11 protein-coding genes and 1 pseudogene are annotated in these 16935 nt (G+C 72.5%); 9 read left to right on the top strand and 3 right to left on the bottom strand.

Features of this window, described 5'->3' with window-relative positions:
* Positions 1-225 precede the first annotated feature (225 nt).
* The 9 genes from DJ476_RS07370 (at position 226) to DJ476_RS07330 (ending at position 9518) form a co-directional block, all read left to right on the top strand.
* Positions 226-909, top strand: a complete 684-nt coding sequence (locus DJ476_RS07370) for a response regulator (RefSeq protein ID WP_019766422.1) — start codon at positions 226-228, stop codon at positions 907-909.
* Between the two features lie 166 nt (positions 910-1075).
* Positions 1076-3871 (top strand): DNA translocase FtsK, encoded by a 2796-nt coding sequence (locus tag DJ476_RS07365; RefSeq protein ID WP_112492465.1) that lies wholly within the window; start codon positions 1076-1078, stop codon positions 3869-3871.
* Positions 3872-4240: 369 nt separating this feature from the next.
* Positions 4241-5044: a helix-turn-helix domain-containing protein gene (locus DJ476_RS07360; protein WP_112490145.1), complete on the top strand. Its 804-nt coding sequence runs from the start codon at positions 4241-4243 to the stop codon at positions 5042-5044.
* Between the two features lie 158 nt (positions 5045-5202).
* Positions 5203-6684 carry a 30S ribosomal protein S12 methylthiotransferase RimO gene (gene rimO / locus DJ476_RS07355; RefSeq protein WP_103420255.1) on the top strand — a complete coding sequence of 494 codons (1482 nt, stop codon included), beginning with the start codon at positions 5203-5205 and terminating at the stop codon, positions 6682-6684.
* A complete protein-coding gene (pgsA, locus tag DJ476_RS07350) occupies positions 6681-7607 on the top strand; it encodes a CDP-diacylglycerol--glycerol-3-phosphate 3-phosphatidyltransferase (RefSeq protein WP_112490144.1) in 927 nt (308 codons plus the stop codon). The genes rimO and pgsA overlap by 4 nt, the downstream gene beginning before the upstream one ends.
* Positions 7604-8113 carry a CinA family protein gene (locus DJ476_RS07345; RefSeq protein WP_112490143.1) on the top strand — a complete coding sequence of 170 codons (510 nt, stop codon included), beginning with the start codon at positions 7604-7606 and terminating at the stop codon, positions 8111-8113. Before pgsA ends, DJ476_RS07345 begins: the two co-directional genes overlap by 4 nt.
* Positions 8114-8222: 109 nt before the next feature.
* Positions 8223-8606 carry a helix-turn-helix domain-containing protein gene (locus DJ476_RS07340; protein WP_003965837.1) on the top strand — a complete coding sequence of 128 codons (384 nt, stop codon included), beginning with the start codon at positions 8223-8225 and terminating at the stop codon, positions 8604-8606.
* Between the two features lie 231 nt (positions 8607-8837).
* Positions 8838-9308, top strand: coding sequence for a Dps family protein (locus tag DJ476_RS07335; protein ID WP_103420261.1), 471 nt, complete (start codon positions 8838-8840; stop codon positions 9306-9308).
* Positions 9309-9344: 36 nt separating this feature from the next.
* Positions 9345-9518 (top strand): CsbD family protein, encoded by a 174-nt coding sequence (locus tag DJ476_RS07330; protein WP_112492464.1) that lies wholly within the window; start codon positions 9345-9347, stop codon positions 9516-9518.
* A 545-nt stretch (positions 9519-10063) separates the two neighbouring features.
* Here the strand turns inward: DJ476_RS07330 and DJ476_RS07320 are convergent.
* The 3 genes and pseudogenes from DJ476_RS07320 to DJ476_RS07310 all read right to left on the bottom strand — a co-directional run bounded on the left by DJ476_RS07320 (position 10064) and on the right by DJ476_RS07310 (position 16853).
* Complete coding sequence (locus tag DJ476_RS07320; protein ID WP_112492463.1) at positions 10064-10846, bottom strand: SDR family NAD(P)-dependent oxidoreductase; 783 nt, start codon at positions 10844-10846, stop codon at positions 10064-10066.
* Positions 10847-10913: 67 nt separating this feature from the next.
* Positions 10914-11764 (bottom strand): annotated as a pseudogene (locus DJ476_RS07315) (Fpg/Nei family DNA glycosylase).
* A 403-nt stretch (positions 11765-12167) separates the two neighbouring features.
* The gene (locus DJ476_RS07310) at positions 12168-16853 is read right to left on the bottom strand and encodes an Lhr family ATP-dependent helicase (protein WP_112490141.1); all 4686 of its coding nucleotides are present in this window, start codon (positions 16851-16853) and stop codon (positions 12168-12170) included.
* Positions 16854-16935 lie beyond the last annotated feature (82 nt).

Raw genomic sequence — 16935 nt, 5'->3', positions numbered from 1 at the left:
GCGTGAGTTGCTGACCGACTGTGCGCGAACGGGTGTGAAACCGCTGTATCCGGGGAACCTTCTGGTCTCCCACCGCGTTTGCGGTATGTGCACAGTGACATCGCGGTGACAGGGTGTGGTGACGGGCGGGGTGCGGCTACCATGACCGGCACAAGGACGGACGGCGTAAGGGAGTCGTCCCCTGGGGCGGCACCCGGTGCATTTCCGGGGCGAGGAGGGCGGGCCATGGTGCAGAAGGCCAAGATCCTCCTGGTCGATGACCGGCCGGAGAATCTGCTGGCGCTGGAGGCCATCCTCTCTGCGCTCGATCAGACACTGGTCCGGGCATCGTCAGGGGAGGAGGCGCTCAAAGCGCTGCTCACGGACGACTTCGCGGTCATCCTGCTGGACGTCCAGATGCCGGGCATGGACGGTTTCGAGACCGCCGCCCACATCAAGCGGCGCGAGCGGACCCGGGACATCCCGATCATCTTCCTCACCGCGATCAACCACGGCCCGCACCACACCTTCCGGGGATACGCGGCGGGCGCGGTGGACTACATCTCCAAGCCGTTCGACCCGTGGGTGCTGCGCGCCAAGGTCTCGGTCTTCGTCGAGCTGTACATGAAGAACTGCAAGCTCCGCGAGCAGGCCGCGCTCCTGCGGCTCCAGCTGGAGGGCGACGGCCACGCGGGCGGGGCGCACGAGAAGGAGCCCGCCGGTCTGCTGGCCGAACTCTCCGCGCGGCTCGCGGCGGTCGAGGAGCAGGCGGAAGCCCTCTCCAAACAGCTCGACGACGAATCCGCCGACGCGGCGGCCGTCGCAACGGCCGCCCATCTCGAACGCAAGCTGACCGGCCTGCGCCGTGCGCTCGACGCGCTGGAGCCGGGCACGGGCGGCGGCGCCGGCATCCTGCCCGCGCAGAACTAGGGCCTCTCGCCGTAGATCTCCGGCAACGGGTGCACACAGCCCCGGGCCTTCGGCCGCGCACCTCGCCGTGAGGGTTTGTCAGTTCCCGGGCACCGGGCGGCGACACGGTCGGGTGAACCAGTAGGCGAACGTGTTCACGGGCGTGGACAGCGGTAACCTCGGCACCATGGCCTCACGTACGTCCGGCAAGGGTTCCCAGTCCACAGCGGGCACCGCGAAGCGCGCCGGCCGTACGCCAGGGCCGGCGAAGAAAGCCGCACCCGCCAAGAAGGCCGCCCCGAAGAAGGCGGCAGCACCCGCGAAGAAGGCACCTGCCAAGAAGGCGGCGGCCAAGCGGCCCGCGCCCAAACCCGCACCGTCCCCCACCAACGGCATCTACCGGCTGGTGCGCGCCGTCTGGCTCGGCACGGCCCACGGCGTCGGAGCGGTGTTCCGCTCCATAGGGCGCGGTGCGAAGGGACTTGACCCCGCCCACCGCAAGGACGGCCTCGCGCTCCTGCTCCTGGGCCTCGCGCTGATCGTCGCCGCCGGCACCTGGTCCAACCTCCAGGGGCCCGTCGGCGACCTGGTCGAGATGCTGGTGACCGGGGCGTTCGGCCGACTCGACCTGCTCGCGCCGATACTGCTCGGCGCCATGGCCGTACGGCTCATCCTGTATCCGGAGCGGCCCGAGGCCAACGGCCGGATCGTCATCGGGCTCTCCGCCCTGGTCCTCGGCGTGCTCGGCCAGGTCCACATCGCCTGCGGTTCGCCGGGGCGCGAGGACGGCACGGAGGCGATGCAGGACGCGGGCGGGCTGGTCGGCTGGGCCGTCTCCAAGCCGCTGATCTTCATGATGGGCGAGGTCCTCGCCGTACCGCTGCTCGTGCTGCTCACCGTCTTCGGGCTCCTCGTCGTCACCGCGACCCCCGTCAACGCCATCCCGCGCCGACTGCGCCAGCTCGGCGTCCGGCTCGGCATCGTGGAACCGGCGTACGAGCCCGGCGAGGGCGACGAGCACGACGACGAGCGGTACGAGGAGCAGTGGCGCGAGGCGCTGCCCGCCGGGACGCGGCGCGGCTCCGCCCGCCGCCAGGACCCCGACGCCGTGTACGACCACGACAGCGTCGAGGAGCAGGCCCTCTCCAAGCGCAGGAGGCCCCGCAGGCCCGCCGCCCAGCCCGCGATGAACCGTCCCCTGGACGCGGTCGATGTCGCCGCCGCCGCGGCCGCCGCCCTGGACGGGGCCGTACTCAACGGCATGCCGCCCTCGCCGGTCGTCGCGGACCTGACCCAGGGCGTCTCGGTGGACCGGGACCGGGAGCGTACCGGCACGCCCGTGCCCGGAGCACGGGAGGCCGAGCAGGCCGAGCGGCCCAGGCCGGGCGTCCGGAAGGCGGCACCCGAGTCCGGCGACGCGGCGGAGCGCTCCGGGGGAGTGCCCGACCTCACCAAGCCGGCCCCCGAGGCCTCGCCCGGACTGCCCGCCCGCGCCGAACAGCTCCAGCTCTCCGGCGACATCAGGTACGCGCTCCCCTCGCTCGACCTGCTGGAGCGCGGCGGACCCGGCAAGACCCGCAGCGCCGCCAACGACCTGGTGGTCGAGTCGCTCACCACCGTCTTCAGCGAGTTCAAGGTGGACGCGGCGGTCACCGGCTTCACCCGGGGGCCGACAGTCACCCGGTACGAGGTGGAGCTGGGCCCGGCCGTCAAGGTCGAGAAGATCACCGCGCTGACCAAGAACATCGCCTACGCGGTGGCCAGTCCGGACGTACGGATCATCTCCCCGATCCCGGGGAAGTCGGCGGTCGGCATCGAGATCCCCAACAGCGACCGCGAGATGGTCAACCTGGGGGACGTGCTGCGGCTCTCCGAGGACGACGACCCGATGATGGTGGCCTTCGGCAAGGACGTCGAGGGCGGCTACGTCATGCACAGCCTGGCGAAGATGCCGCACATGCTGGTGGCCGGAGCCACCGGGTCCGGAAAGTCGTCCTGCATCAACTGCCTGATCACCTCGATCATGGTGCGGGCGACCCCGGAGGACGTCCGGATGGTCCTCGTCGACCCCAAGCGCGTCGAGCTGACCGCGTACGAAGGCATCCCGCACCTGATCACGCCGATCATCACCAACCCCAAGAAGGCCGCCGAGGCGCTGCAGTGGGTCGTACGCGAGATGGATCTGCGCTACGACGACCTGGCCGCCTTCGGCTACCGGCACATCGACGACTTCAACAAGGCCGTACGGGAGGGGAAGGTCAAGCTCCCCGAGGGCAGCGAGCGGGAGCTGTCGCCGTACCCCTATCTGCTGGTGATCGTCGACGAGCTGGCCGACCTGATGATGGTCGCCCCGCGCGACGTCGAGGACTCCATCGTCCGCATCACCCAGCTCGCCCGCGCCGCCGGCATCCACCTGGTGCTCGCCACCCAGCGCCCCTCGGTCGATGTGGTCACCGGGCTCATCAAGGCCAACGTCCCCTCCCGGCTCGCCTTCGCCACCTCCTCCCTCGCCGACAGTCGGGTCATCCTCGACCAGCCCGGCGCCGAGAAGCTCATCGGCAAGGGCGACGCGCTGTTCCTCCCGATGGGCGCCAACAAACCCACCCGTATGCAGGGCGCCTTCGTCACCGAGGACGAGGTCGCGGCCGTCGTCCAGCACTGCAAGGACCAGATGGCCCCGGTCTTCCGGGACGACGTCGTAGTCGGTACGAAGCAGAAGAAGGAGATCGACGAGGACATCGGCGACGACCTGGACCTGCTCTGCCAGGCCGCCGAGCTGGTCGTCTCCACCCAGTTCGGGTCCACCTCGATGCTCCAGCGCAAGCTGCGGGTCGGCTTCGCGAAGGCGGGGCGGCTGATGGACCTGATGGAGTCGCGCTCCATCGTCGGCCCCAGCGAGGGATCCAAGGCGCGCGACGTCCTGGTGAAACCCGACGAGCTGGACGGGGTGTTGGCCGTCATCCGCGGGGAATCCGCTCCCTGAGGGTGGCCGGTTCCGTAGGGGTGGCCCGTCGCCGGGAGCGGCGGGCCGACTCCGTACAGGTGAATCCATCCGTAAAGGTTCTGTGGGCAACCGTTTCGCGCGGTCGTACGTCCAGTTGGAGGGAGGGGTGGAACGATGCTCCACCGCCCTCCTGCCCAGCCCGTAACCCCCTACCCTGTTCGGCCCACTCCAGGTTGCCCAGTCCTCGACAGGGGCACGGTTCCGGTCCCGCTCCGTCCGCGGAGAGGGCCCCGGGGCCGCCCGGCGAACCCGATGGCGCACAAAGTCGTCCCTCCCGGTTGCCCCTCCCTTTCGTAACCCCCCTAGACTGAACATCCAGCAGGTGGCTCACGCTCGAAAGGCGCCCCCGTGTCCATCGGCAACTCCCCCGAAGACGACCGGCCTTCGATCGGTCGTGCCCTTCAGCAGGCTCGCATCGCCGCAGGTCTGACGGTCGAGGAAGTCAGCAGCTCCACCCGGGTGCGCATCCCCATCGTGCACGCGATCGAGGAGGACGACTTCTCGCGCTGCGGCGGTGACGTCTACGCACGCGGCCACATCCGCAACATCGCCCGTGCCGTCGGTATCGACCCGGAACCCCTGGTCGAGCGGTACGACGGCGATCACGGCGGCCGTCCCGCACCGACCCCGGCGGCTCCGCTGTTCGAGGCGGAGCGCATCCGTTCCGAACCGCGGCGGCCCAACTGGACCGCGGCCATGGTCGCGGCCATCGTCGCCGTGGTCGGCTTCGTCGGCTTCACCCTCTTCAACGGCGGGGACGACAAGCCCTCGAACACCGCCCAGGTCGCGGAGGGCTCCAAGCCCGACAAGACCGCCGCCAAACCCGCCACCACCAAGCCGGCCGAACCCGAGCCCGTGCCCTCCGAGAGTGCCATCGCCGCCGCCCCCCGGGACAAGGTGACGGTCAAGCTCGGCGCCAACCAGGGCAAGAGCTGGATCTCCGTCAAGGACCACAACGGCCGGCTGCTCTTCGACGGGCTGCTCCTCGAAGGCGAGTCCAAGACCTTCCAGGACAAGGAGCGCATCGACCTCGTCCTCGGCAACGCCGGGGCGATCGAACTCTTCGTCAACGGCAAGAAGCTCGAGGACCGCTTCGAGCCGGGCCAGGTCGAACGGCTCACCTACACCAAGGGTGACCCCGAGGCCGGCTGAGCCCGCACCTCCGTACCGCGCCGACGGGCGCCCGGCCCAGTGCCGGGCGCCCGTCGCCGTTCCCGGCCCCCTCCCCGCCTGCTACGCGGAGTAACAGCGGCGGGGGCGGGCAACCCTGCTCGGCGGGAGGGCCGCCGGGACGAAGTAGTCTTGAGTCCATGCCCGAACGCCGTACCGTCGCCCTTGTCACTCTTGGCTGCGCCCGTAACGAGGTGGACTCGGAGGAGCTTGCAGGCCGCTTGGCAGCGGACGGCTGGGACCTCGTCGAGGATGCCTCCGACGCGGATGTCGCAGTCGTCAACACCTGTGGGTTCGTCGAAGCCGCCAAGAAGGACTCCGTCGACGCCCTGCTCGAAGCCAACGATCTCAAGGACCACGGCCGCACCCAGGCCGTCGTCGCCGTCGGCTGCATGGCCGAGCGCTACGGCAAGGACCTCGCCGAGGCCCTGCCGGAAGCGGACGGCGTCCTCGGGTTCGACGACTACGCCGACATCTCCGACCGGCTCCAGACCATCCTCAACGGCGGCATCCACGCCTCGCACACCCCGCGCGACCGCCGCAAGCTGCTGCCGATCAGCCCCGCCGAGCGGCAGGACGCCGCCGTCGCGCTGCCCGGGCACGCCCAGGAGGCACCCGCCCCGGCGCCCGAGGACCTCCCGGAAGGCGTCGCCCCGGTCTCCGGGCCGCGCGCCCCGCTGCGCCGCCGGCTCGGCACCAGCCCCGTCGCCTCGGTGAAGCTCGCCTCCGGCTGCGACCGCCGCTGCTCCTTCTGCGCCATTCCCTCCTTCCGCGGCTCCTTCATCTCCCGCCGTCCCTCGGACGTGCTCCAGGAGACCCGCTGGCTGGCCGAGCAGGGCGTCAAGGAGGTCATGCTGGTCTCCGAGAACAACACCTCGTACGGCAAGGACCTCGGGGACATCCGCCTGCTGGAGACCCTGCTGCCCGAGCTGGCCGACGTGGACGGCATCGAGCGGATCCGGGTCAGCTACCTCCAGCCCGCCGAGATGCGCCCCGGCCTTATCGACGTCCTCACCTCGACGCCGAAGGTCGCCCCGTACTTCGACCTCTCCTTCCAGCACTCCGCCCCCGGCGTGCTGCGCGCGATGCGCCGCTTCGGTGACACCGACCGCTTCCTGGAGCTGCTGGACACCATCCGGAGCAAGGCCCCCGAGGCCGGTGCGCGCTCCAACTTCATCGTCGGCTTCCCCGGCGAGACCGAGGCCGACCTCGCGGAGCTGGAACGCTTCCTCACCGGCGCCCGCCTCGACGCCATCGGCGTCTTCGGCTACTCCGACGAGGAGGGCACCGAGGCCCTCGGCTACGAGAACAAGCTCGACGCCGACACCATCGCGGAGCGGCTCGCCCACATCTCCCAGCTGGCCGAGGAGCTGACCTCGCAGCGCGCCGAGGAGCGCGTGGGGGAGACCCTCCAGGTGCTCGTGGAGTCCGTCGAGTCGGACGAGGACGGCGAGGTCGCGATCGGCCGCGCTGCCCACCAGGCCCCCGAAACGGACGGCCAGGTGGTCTTCACCACACGCGAGGGTCTCGTGCCGGGCCGTATGGTCGAGGCAAAGGCAGTGGGCACCGAGGGCGTCGACCTGGTGGCCGAACACCACGAGCTTGCGGAGGCAGCCAGATGACGGGAGTCCCGGCATCCGCGGCAGGCGGCTCCGGCGCGAAGCCGGTCCGCGGCGGCAAGCTGGGCGCTGCGGCCGTCAACCAGGCCAGCCTGTGGAACATCGCCAACATCCTGACCATGGTGCGGCTGCTGCTCGTGCCCGGGTTCGTCCTGCTGCTGTTCCACAACGGCGGCTACGACCCGGCCTGGCGCTCGTTCGCCTGGGCGGCCTTCGCCATCGCCATGATCACCGATCTCTTCGACGGTCATCTGGCCCGGACGTACAACCTGGTCACGGACTTCGGGAAGATCGCGGACCCGATCGCGGACAAAGCGATCATGGGGGCCGCGCTGATCTCCCTGTCGGTCCTGGGCGATCTGCCGTGGTGGATCACCGGGGTGATCCTCGCCCGTGAGCTGGGCATCACGCTGATGCGGTTCTGGGTGATCCGGCACGCGGTGATCCCGGCCAGCCGGGGCGGCAAGCTCAAGACCCTGGCCCAGGGGACGGCGGCCGGGATGTACGTCCTGATGCTCACCGGACCCCTGGCCACCCTGCGGTTCTGGGTGATGATGGTGGCCGTCGTGCTGACGGTCGTCACCGGTCTCGACTACGTACGCCAGGCCGTCGTCCTGCGCCGCCGGAGCCTGGCCGCCGAGCGTGCGGCCGTGGGGCGCACGGCGGAGGCGCTGCAGGAGGCGGCGGGGTCGCCGGGGGCCGGTGTGGTCTCCGGTCCGGGGGCTGCAGGGGCTGCTGGTGCGGCTGGGGCTGTCGCGGACGGTGCCGGTGGTTCCGGTCCGGCTGTGGGTGTGGCCGGCGGTGCGAACGGTTCCGGCCCGGTGATCGCCGGTGGACCGGCCGGTTCCGGATCGGTCGTGGGCGGTGACGCGGTGCCCGTGGAGCCCGTCGTGGGGGCGCGGGACGGCGCGGAGGCCGAGCGGTGACAGCCGCTGCCCGGGTGCTGGGGCGGCTGGTGGAGCGCGGGGAGACCCTCGCCGTCGCCGAATCACTGACGGGCGGCCTGGTGGCCGCGGACCTCACCTCCGTACCCGGCGCCTCCCGGTCCTTCCGCGGTTCGCTCACGGCGTACGCCACGGCCCTCAAGGGGGAGATCCTCGGGGTGGACGGGACCCTGCTGGCGGAGCGCGGGGCGGTCGATCCCGAGGTCGCGCGGCAGATGGCGGCCGGGGTACGGCGTGCGCTCGGCGCGGACTGGGGGATCGCCACGACCGGCGTCGCGGGCCCCGAGCCGCAGGACGGACAGCCCGTCGGAACGGTCTACGTGGCCGTCGCGGGACCTTCCGGCGTCGATAAAGTGTCGGCTCTGCGGTTGAATGGTTCCAGGGCGGACATCCGTAAAGAGAGTGTGCGAAGCGTCCTCGAACTGCTCGCGAGCGAACTCGACGGAAATGTGCGGGCACAGGATACGGAACAGACCGGGGGGAATTGATGTTTGCAGCCCTGAGTGAACACGACATCGCTCCCCGCACGGCCGCAGCGCAAGGCGGTACGGTAGGGCGTGAAGGATGCGGCTACGCGGTCCGAGGAGGGAGCCACCGATGATTCTGCTCCGTCGCCTGCTGGGTGACGTGCTGCGTCGGCAGCGCCAGCGCCAAGGCCGTACTCTGCGCGAAGTCTCCTCGTCCGCCCGGGTCTCGCTCGGTTATCTGTCCGAGGTGGAGCGGGGGCAGAAGGAGGCATCCTCCGAGCTGCTCTCCGCGATTTGCGACGCGCTTGACGTACGGATGTCCGAGCTCATGCGTGAGGTGAGCGACGAGCTGTCGCTCGCGGAGCTGGCCGAGTCGGCAGCTGCCAGTGATCCGGTCCCAGTACCGGTTCGTCCGATGCTCAATTCCGTCTCCGTCTCGTCGGTCGCAGGAGTGCCGTCGGGACGCGTGACCATCAAGGCGCCCGCGGAAGCGGTGGACGTCGTCGCCGCCTGATTCCGCGCGCGGCACAGTGCTCGACCGGAGTCCCGGTCGGTCCCCACAGGGGCCGGCCGGGACTTTCGTTTTCCCCGCGGGTGAGGTGTGTGAGGTGCCGGAGAGCGGGCAGACGGAGGTGGAGGCCAACATGACTGTTTTGTTTGATTTGTGCCATCGTGGGTGGTGCGCCGAAACGGTCGGCGGACCGTCCGACGACGGCCCGCAGTACGCCTGAGGATGGGAGTGTGCATGTCTGTGGTGAAGAGCCCACTGTCCGAGAGCGATCTCAAGCTCGTCGGGGAAGCGCTTCAGGGCGCGCTGGTCGATCTGGTCGACCTCTCCCTGGTGGCAAAGCAGGTCCACTGGAACGTGGTCGGCCCGCGCTTCCGGTCCGTCCACCTCCAGCTCGACGACGTGGTCGCGACGGCCCGGCAGCACTCCGACACGGTTGCCGAGCGTGCCTCCGCGATCGGGGTCAACCCCGACGGCCGTTCCGCGACCGTCGCCAAGGAGACCGCCATCCGGTCTGTCCCTGAGGGCTGGATCAAGGACACCGACGCGGTGAAGGCGCTCGTGGACGCCCTGGGCGTGGTCATCGACCGGATGCGCGAGCGCATCGAGGTGACCGACGCGCCGGATCCCGTCACCCAGGACATCCTGATCGCACTGACAGCAGACCTCGAGAAGCACGCCTGGATGTTCCAGGCCGAAAGTGCCTGAACGGAAGGAACGAACATCGTGACCGGTGACAACGCCATGGACAAGCTCAAGGGCAAGGGCAAGGAGGCCGTCGGCAAGCTGACCGGCGACCGCCGCAAGGAGTCCGAGGGCAGGGCCGACCAGGCCAAGGCCACGGCCAAGGACAAGGTCGACGAGGTCGGCGACCGCGCGAAGGGCGTCACGGACTCCCTGCGCAACGACGACAAGTAGTCGCGACGACGCGAGTAGCGCCTCCGGGCGCTGCCGCCCGCCCGCTGCTCCCGAGTGCCCCCACCGTTCCGGTGGGGGCACTCGGGCGTGTGCGGGGCACGTGCGGGGTGTGAGCGTGGGGTGCGTGTGGGGGAGCTGTCGGGCGTGCGTTCTGGATGCAGGGGGGCCGCTGCCAGGGGAAACTGCCCGAAAGGATGTCGGCCGCAGGAGGGCAGCGATGGTACGGCGATGGGTGCCGGCGCTGGTCCTCGGCGGGCTGTGGTGGTGGGCGGTGCTGCGCCTGGCCCTCCAGCCGGAGCAGGCCGGTGTGGTGGAGGGCGCGGTGGCCGCGGGCGGGTGGGGGCTGAGCCTGCTGCCGGTGCATGTGACGGGTTCCGGTGGGATGGGTTCCGCTTCTGGTTCCGGGGCGGGGGTGGAGGTTGGGGGTCGTGCGGGGGCGGGTTCCGGTGGGACGGGCGTGGGGCGTCCGGCTACGGGGTGGCTTCGGGCGATATCCGGGCCGGGGCGGGAGCGACGGCGGGGGCGTGGGTGGCCGGCGGCGGGGGTCACCAGGGCATGGCGACGCCGCCGTTCGGGCGGAGGATCTGGCCGGTCGTGAAGGCCGACGCGTCGGACGCCAGATACAGCACCGCGTGGGCCACGTCCTCGGGCTCCCCGACCCGGCCCAGGGGCGAGCTCCGGGCCATCGTGGCCTCCGCCCGCCGCTGCTGCCCGGCGTCGTGCCGTTCGGTCATCGGCGTACGGATCCACCCCGGGGCCACCGCGTTCACCCGTATGGCGTGCGGGCCCAGCTCGGTGGCGAGAGTCTTGGTCAGCTGGACCACGGCCGCCTTTGCCGCGCCGTAGCAGAGCAGGCCCGCCTGCGCGGAGTCCACGGCGCCGGACGCCAGCGTGACCAGCGAACCGGGGGCGGAGCGGCCGACCAGGGAGCGGGCCACCTCCTGGCAGGCGTACAGCACTCCCTTGAAATTGACCGCCAGCACCCGGTCCAGGTCGTCGTCCGCCGTCTCCAGGACGCTGCTCGTGTGCATGATCCCGGCCGCGGCGACCAGGATGTCGACCTCGCCCGCCGCCCGGACGGCCGCCCGCACCGCGTCCCGGTCGGTGACGTCGAGCGCGTGGGTGCGGGCCGTGCCGCCCGCCCGCGTGATCGCCTCGTACGTCCGGCGCAGCCCCGTCTCGTCGCGGTCGGCGCAGTGGACCGTGGCTCCGGCCCCGGCCAGCAGCACGGCGCTCGCCCGGCCGATCCCGCTCGCCGCACCTGTGACGAACGCGGACCGGTCCGTGAGGTCGTACGCGGCGTACGCATCGTCCGCGGAGAGGGGCATGAGGGGACCGTACGGCTGGATCTGACGGGCCGTCAATTGTTGTGCCGGACCCTGTTTCACTGCGGCCTCAGGGCGTCAGGCCCGATTGGCAGGACGGGCACCAGTACGTGGGCCGGTCGGCCTCGTCGACCTTGCGGATGGGGGTGCCGCAGCGCAGGCAGGGGCGGCGGTCCCGTCCGTACACGTACAGGGGCTCCTGGACCCGGAGGGGCGGCAGGGGTCTCTTCGGCCGTGCGGGGCCGGGGTGTCGGGGCGGGGGCGGCGTTCGGCGCGGACGGTGGTGGTGCGGGTGGGGCGGTACCGGTTGGCGTCGAGGAGCCGGTGGGCCAGGGCGACCAGCCGGGGGAGGGTGCCGTCGGGGAGTGCGCCCACGGGGAGCCAGGGGGTGACGCGGGCCAGGAAGCACAGCTCGCACTTGTAGACATTGCCGATGCCCGCCAGGTTGCGCTGGTCCAGGAGGGCTTCGCCGAGGGATCGGTCCGGGGCGGCGGCGAGCCGCTCCACGGCCAGGCCGGGGTCCCAGTCCGGGCCGAGCAGATCGGGGCCGAGATGACCGACGGCTTTGCTCTCCTCGCTGGTGCGGAGCAGTTCGAGGACGGGGAGCCGGTAGCCGACGGCGGTGTGCTCGGTGTTGGCGAGGACCGCGCGGATCTGGTGCCCGGGGCCGCCGCGCCAGCGCTCGCCCGGTGCGTACACCCGCCAGGCCCCGTCCATCCTGAGGTGACTGTGCAGGGTGAGCCCGCCCTCGACGCGGGTCAGCAGGTGCTTGCCGCGCGCGGTGACGTCCAGGACCGTACGGCCGCTGAGGTCGGAGGTGGCGAACCGGGGGACGCGCAGGTCGGCCTGGGTCAGGACCCGGCCCGCCAGCGCTGCGTGCAGCCGGGCGGCGGTCTGCAGGACGGTGTCTCCTTCGGGCATACCTCCATGATGGGCGCGCGGGTCCTTGGGTGGGGTGAGGTCGGGTGGGTGGCGGGTGGCGGGTGGAGGGCCGGTTGCCGGTTGCCGGGTGGTTGGGGCGGCGGGGCGGTGGCGGAAGGCCCGGGTGGCCGGTGCTGGGCAGCGGACGGTGGGGGCGGTGGGCCGGGCCGGGTGGCGGTTCGCCAGGTGGCGGTGGGCCCTGGGCTGCGGAGGCGGTCGCGGAAGGTCGGGCGGCGAGTGCCGGGCAGCGGGGGCGGTGGGCCAGGTCAGGTGGCGGTGGGCCCTGGGCTGCGGGGCGGTCGCGGAAGGCCGGGTGGCGGGTGCCGGGGCAGTGGGTCGAGTCGGGTGGCGGTGGGCCGGTCGCTGGGTGCGGCCGGTGCCGCCCGGGCTCCGGCCCGCCGGGTCAGGCTCTCAGGCGCAGGCCTCTCGGGGTGGCGAGGAAGCCGGCCGCCTCCAGGGTCCGGCCCAGGGGGGAGGTGAGGGCGGAGACCCCGTTCGTCCGCTCCACCGTCACGGTGCCCAGCGTCCCGGCGCGGGCGGCGGCGGCCAGGGCCTCGGCTGCCGCCAGCAGTGTGGGGGACTCGGGGTCGGAGGGCCAGGCGAGCAGGGACTTGCCGCCGCGCTCCATGTAGAGCGTCAGCTCGCCGTCGACGAGGACCACCAGGGCCCCCGCCTTGCGGCCCGGCTTGTGCCCGGCGCCGTCCGGGGACTCCGGCCAGGGCAGGGCGGCGCCGTACGCGTTGGCCGGGTCGGCGGCGGCGAGCACCAGGGCCTGGGGCGCGGTGCCCGGGTCCCGGCGGTCGCGGGCCGTGGCGGCCGCCCGCAGCCGGTCCACCGCCCCGTCCATCGCGAACTGGGCGGCCCCAAGACCCTCCACCACATAGCCCCGCCGGGCCTGCCCGCTGTCCTCGAAGGCGGCCAGGATGCGGTACGTCGCGGAGAAGCCGCCCTCCACCCCTTCGGCCTGCACCGCGCCCCGGGTCACCACCCCGTGCCGGTCGAGCAGGGTGCGGGCCAGGGCGTGGGCGCGGTGGGTCGGCTCGGGCTCGCGTGGGGGCAGCAGCGACCAGCGGCCGGAGACCGTCGGAGGGCCGGTGCGGGAGACGGGCCGGGCGGCCGTGGTGAGGGAGCCGTACCGCCCGCGGGGCACGTTGCGCCGCGCGCGGTGGGCGGTGGAGCCCGCCGTCCGGCCCGAGCCGAGGAGCGAGCGGAGGGGGGCGAGGGTGTCGTTGGTGAGCCTGCCCGACCAGGCCAGCTCCCAGAGGGCGTCGGCGAGCTGCTGGTCGGAGTAGTCCGGGTGGGTGGTGGCCCGGACCTGGTCGGCGATCTGCCGGAAGAAGAGGCCGTAACCCCCGTTGAGGGTGGTGAGCAGGGACTCGTGGAGCGCCGACAGCTCCAGCGGGTGCGGGGCGGGCAGGAGCAGGGGCGCGCTGTCGGCGGGGTAGAGGGAGAGCCAGCCGTCCTTGCCCGGCAGCGCTCCCGCTCCGGCCCAGACGACCTCGCCCGTCGTCGTCAGCTCGTCCAGCATCGCCGGGGTGTAGCCCCTGACCCGGCTCGGCAGGATGAGCTTCTCCAGGGCCGAGGCGGGAACGGGCGCCCCCTGGAGCTGTTCGACGGCGCGGGCCAGCCCGTCGATGCCCCGCAGGCTGCTGGAGCCGAAGTGCTGCCACTGGGGGAGGAAGGAGGCGAGCGCGGCGGGCTCCACCGGCTCCAGCTCCTGGCGGAGCGCGGCCAGCGAACGGCGCCGCAGCCTGCGCAGCACCGTGGCGTCGCACCATTCCTGGCCGATGCCCGCCGGGTGGAACTCGCCCTGCACGGTCCGGCCGGCGGCGGCCAGCCGGTGCAGCGCACCGTCCGTGACGGCGGTGCCCAGGCCGAACCGCTCGGCGGCCCGGGCGGCGGTGAACGGGCCGTGCGTCCGGGCGAACCGGGCGAGGAGATCGCCCAGGGGGTCCTTCACCGGCTCGGTGAACGCCTCGGGCACCCCGACCGGGAGCGCCGTGCCCAGCGCGTCCCGTAGCCTCCCCGCGTCCTCGATCGCGGCCCAGTGGTCCGACCCGGCGATCCGGACCTGGATGGCCCGGCGGGCCGTCGCCAGCTCCGGGGCCCAGGAGGGCTCGGCGCCCCGCTCGACCAGCTCGGCGTCGGTCAGGGGGCCCAGGACGCGCAGCAGGTCCGCGACGCCTTCGACGTCCTTGATCCGGCGCTCCTCGGTGAGCCACTGGAGCTCCTGCTCCAGCTCGGTGAGGACCTCGGGGTCGAGCAGCTCGCGCAGCTCGGCCTGGCCCAGCAGCTCGGCCAGGAGGTGGGAGTCCAGGGAGAGTGCGGCGGCCCGCCGCTCGGCCAGCGGTGAGTCGCCCTCGTACAGGAACTGGGCGACGTAACCGAAGAGGAGGGAGCGGGCGAACGGGGAGGGCTCCTGGGTGGTCACCTCGACCAGCCGGACCCGGCGCGCCTCCAGGTCACCCATCAGCTCCGTGAGGCCGGGGACGTCGAAAACGTCCTGGAGGCACTCGCGGACGGCCTCCAGGACGATCGGGAACGAACCGAACTCGGAGGCCACCTGGAGCAGCTGGGAGGCACGCTGGCGCTGCTGCCAGAGCGGGGTGCGCTTGCCTGGCGAGCGCCGGGGCAGCAGCAGGGCCCGGGCGGCGCACTCGCGGAAGCGGGCGGCGAACAGCGCGGAGCCACCGACCTGGTCGGTGACGATCTGCTGCACCTCGCCCTGGTCGAAGACGACGTCGGTGGCGCCTACCGGGGGCTGCTCGCTGTCGTACGAGGGGAACTGCGGGGTCGCTCCGTCGTTCGCCGCGTCCCCGGCGGGCGGGGCGTCGAAGTCGAGCAGATCCAGGCCCATCATGTCGGCGTCGGGGAGCCGCAGCACGATCCCGTCGTCGGCATGCATGACCTGGGCGTCCATCCCGTACCGCTCACCGAGGCGGGCGGAGAGGGCGAGCGCCCAGGGGGCGTGCACCTGGGCGCCGAAGGGGGAGTGCACGACGACCCGCCAGTCGCCCAGCTCGTCCCGGAACCGCTCCACCAGGATCGTCCGGTCGTCCGGGACATGGCCGCAGGCCCGGCGCTGCTCGTCCAGATAGGCCAGGATGTTGTCCGCCGCCCAGGCGTCCAGCCCGGCGGCCAGCAGCCGGAGCCTGGCGTCCTCCTCGGAGAGTCCGCCGATCTCGCGGAGGAAGGCCCCGAGGGCGCGGCCCAGCTCCAGGGGGCGGCCCAGCTGGTCGCCCTTCCAGAACGGCAGCCGTCCCGGAACGCCCGGGGCGGGGGAGACGAGGACCCGGTCGCGGGTGATGTCCTCGATCCGCCATGACGTGGTGCCCAGCGTGAAGACGTCACCGACGCGGGACTCGTAGACCATCTCCTCGTCCAGCTCCCCGACCCGGCCGCCGCCCTTCTTCGGGTCGGCCCCGGCCAGGAAGACCCCGAAGAGGCCCCGGTCCGGGATGGTGCCGCCCGAGGTGACGGCGAGCCGCTGCGCGCCGGGGCGGCCCGTGACCGTACCGCCGACACGGTCCCACACGACCCGGGGGCGCAGCTCCGCGAAGGCGTCGGAGGGATAGCGTCCGGCGAGCATGTCGAGCACGGCCGTGAACGCCGACTCGGGGAGCGAGGCGAAGGGGGCGGCCCTGCGGACCAGGGCCAGCAGGTCGTCCGCCTGCCAGCTGTCCAGGGCCACCATGGCGACCAGCTGCTGGGCCAGGACGTCCAGCGGGTTGGACGGGATGCGCAGCGCCTCGATGGCCCCTTCGCGCATCCGCTCGGTGACGACGGCGGCCTGCACCAGATCGCCCCGGTACTTCGGGAAGACCACTCCGGTGGAGACCGCGCCCACCTGGTGCCCGGCCCGGCCCACCCGCTGGAGGCCGGAGGCGACGGAGGGCGGGGACTCCACCTGGACCACCAGGTCGACCGCGCCCATGTCGATGCCCAGCTCCAGGCTGGAGGTGGCCACCACGGCGGGAAGCCGCCCGGCCTTGAGGTCTTCTTCCACCTGGGCCCGCTGCTCCTTGGAGACCGAGCCGTGGTGGGCGCGGGCCAGCAGCGGGGGAGCGCCCTTGCCCGCACCGGACTGGGCCATGATCTCGGCGGGGGCGTGCGCCTCCGGGAGCGCGGGGGCGGGGTTGTCCGGGTCGAAGGCGGTGCCGGTGGCCCGCTCGTACGCGATCTCGTTCAGCCGGTTGCACAGCCGCTCGGCCAGCCGCCGGGAGTTGGCGAAGACGATTGTGGAGCGGTGCGCCTGGACGAGATCCGCGATGCGCTCCTCCACATGGGGCCAGATCGAGGGCTTCTCCGCCTGGGCGGCGTCCCCGTCGGTGGCCGGGGAACCTCCCAGCTCGCCCAGATCCTCGACCGGGACGACCACCGACAGATCGAACTCCTTGGTGGAGGGCGGCTGGACGACCTCCACCTTGCGCTGCGGCGACAGGAAGCGGGCCACCTCCCCGACCGGGCGGACCGTCGCGGAGAGCCCGATCCGCCGGGCGGGCCGGGGCAGCAGCTCGTCGAGCCGCTCCAGGGAGAGCGCGAGATGGGCGCCGCGCTTCGTACCGGCGACGGCGTGCACCTCGTCCAGGATCACCGTCTCGACGCCCGCCAGCGCGTCCCGGGCGGAGGAGGTGAGCATCAGGAACAGCGATTCGGGCGTGGTGATCAGGATGTCCGGCGGCCGGGTCACCAGGGAGCGCCGCTCGGCGGGCGGGGTGTCACCGGACCGGATGCCCACCCGCACCTCGGGCTCGGGCAGGCCCAGGCGCACCGACTCCTGGCGGATGCCGGTCAGCGGGGAGCGCAGATTCCGCTCCACGTCGACCGCCAGCGCCTTGAGCGGGGACACGTACAGCACGCGGCAGCGCTTCTTCGCCTCGGCGGGCGGCGGCCCGGCGGCCAGCCGGTCCAGCGAGGCGAGGAACGCGGCCAGCGTCTTCCCGGAGCCGGTCGGCGCGACCACCAGCACGTCGCTGCCCTCGCCGATGGCCCGCCAGGCACCTTCCTGCGCGGCGGTGGGCGCGCTGAAGGCACCGGCGAACCAGCTGCGGGTCGCGGGCGAGAAGGCGTCGAGAGCGGAGCCGGTCATGTCCCCCATCGTGCACCCCGCCACTGACAACGGGCCCTCCGACACCGCCCGGCACCCCTCGCCCGCCCTGCGTCGCACAGCC

Source organism: Streptomyces bacillaris, assembly GCF_003268675.1.
GTDB lineage: Bacteria > Actinomycetota > Actinomycetes > Streptomycetales > Streptomycetaceae > Streptomyces > Streptomyces bacillaris.
The sequence above is the reverse complement of the archived record's forward strand: the minus strand, read 5'-3'. Positions and strand labels throughout refer to the sequence as shown.

Excerpts from the sequence above, each read along its gene's own strand:
- DJ476_RS07370 (WP_019766422.1), top strand. The coding sequence starts at position 226 with ATGGTGCAGAAGGCCAAGATCCTCCTGGTCGATGACCGGCCGGAGAAT.
- DJ476_RS07340 (WP_003965837.1), top strand. The coding sequence starts at position 8,223 with ATGATTCTGCTCCGTCGCCTGCTGGGTGACGTGCTGCGTCGGCAGCGC.
- DJ476_RS07330 (WP_112492464.1), top strand. The coding sequence starts at position 9,345 with ATGGACAAGCTCAAGGGCAAGGGCAAGGAGGCCGTCGGCAAGCTGACC.
- rimO (WP_103420255.1), top strand. The coding sequence starts at position 5,203 with ATGCCCGAACGCCGTACCGTCGCCCTTGTCACTCTTGGCTGCGCCCGT.
- DJ476_RS07310 (WP_112490141.1), bottom strand. The coding sequence starts at position 16,853 with ATGACCGGCTCCGCTCTCGACGCCTTCTCGCCCGCGACCCGCAGCTGG.
- pgsA (WP_112490144.1), top strand. The coding sequence starts at position 6,681 with ATGACGGGAGTCCCGGCATCCGCGGCAGGCGGCTCCGGCGCGAAGCCG.
- DJ476_RS07335 (WP_103420261.1), top strand. The coding sequence starts at position 8,838 with ATGTCTGTGGTGAAGAGCCCACTGTCCGAGAGCGATCTCAAGCTCGTC.
- DJ476_RS07320 (WP_112492463.1), bottom strand. The coding sequence starts at position 10,846 with ATGCCCCTCTCCGCGGACGATGCGTACGCCGCGTACGACCTCACGGAC.
- DJ476_RS07365 (WP_112492465.1), top strand. The coding sequence starts at position 1,076 with ATGGCCTCACGTACGTCCGGCAAGGGTTCCCAGTCCACAGCGGGCACC.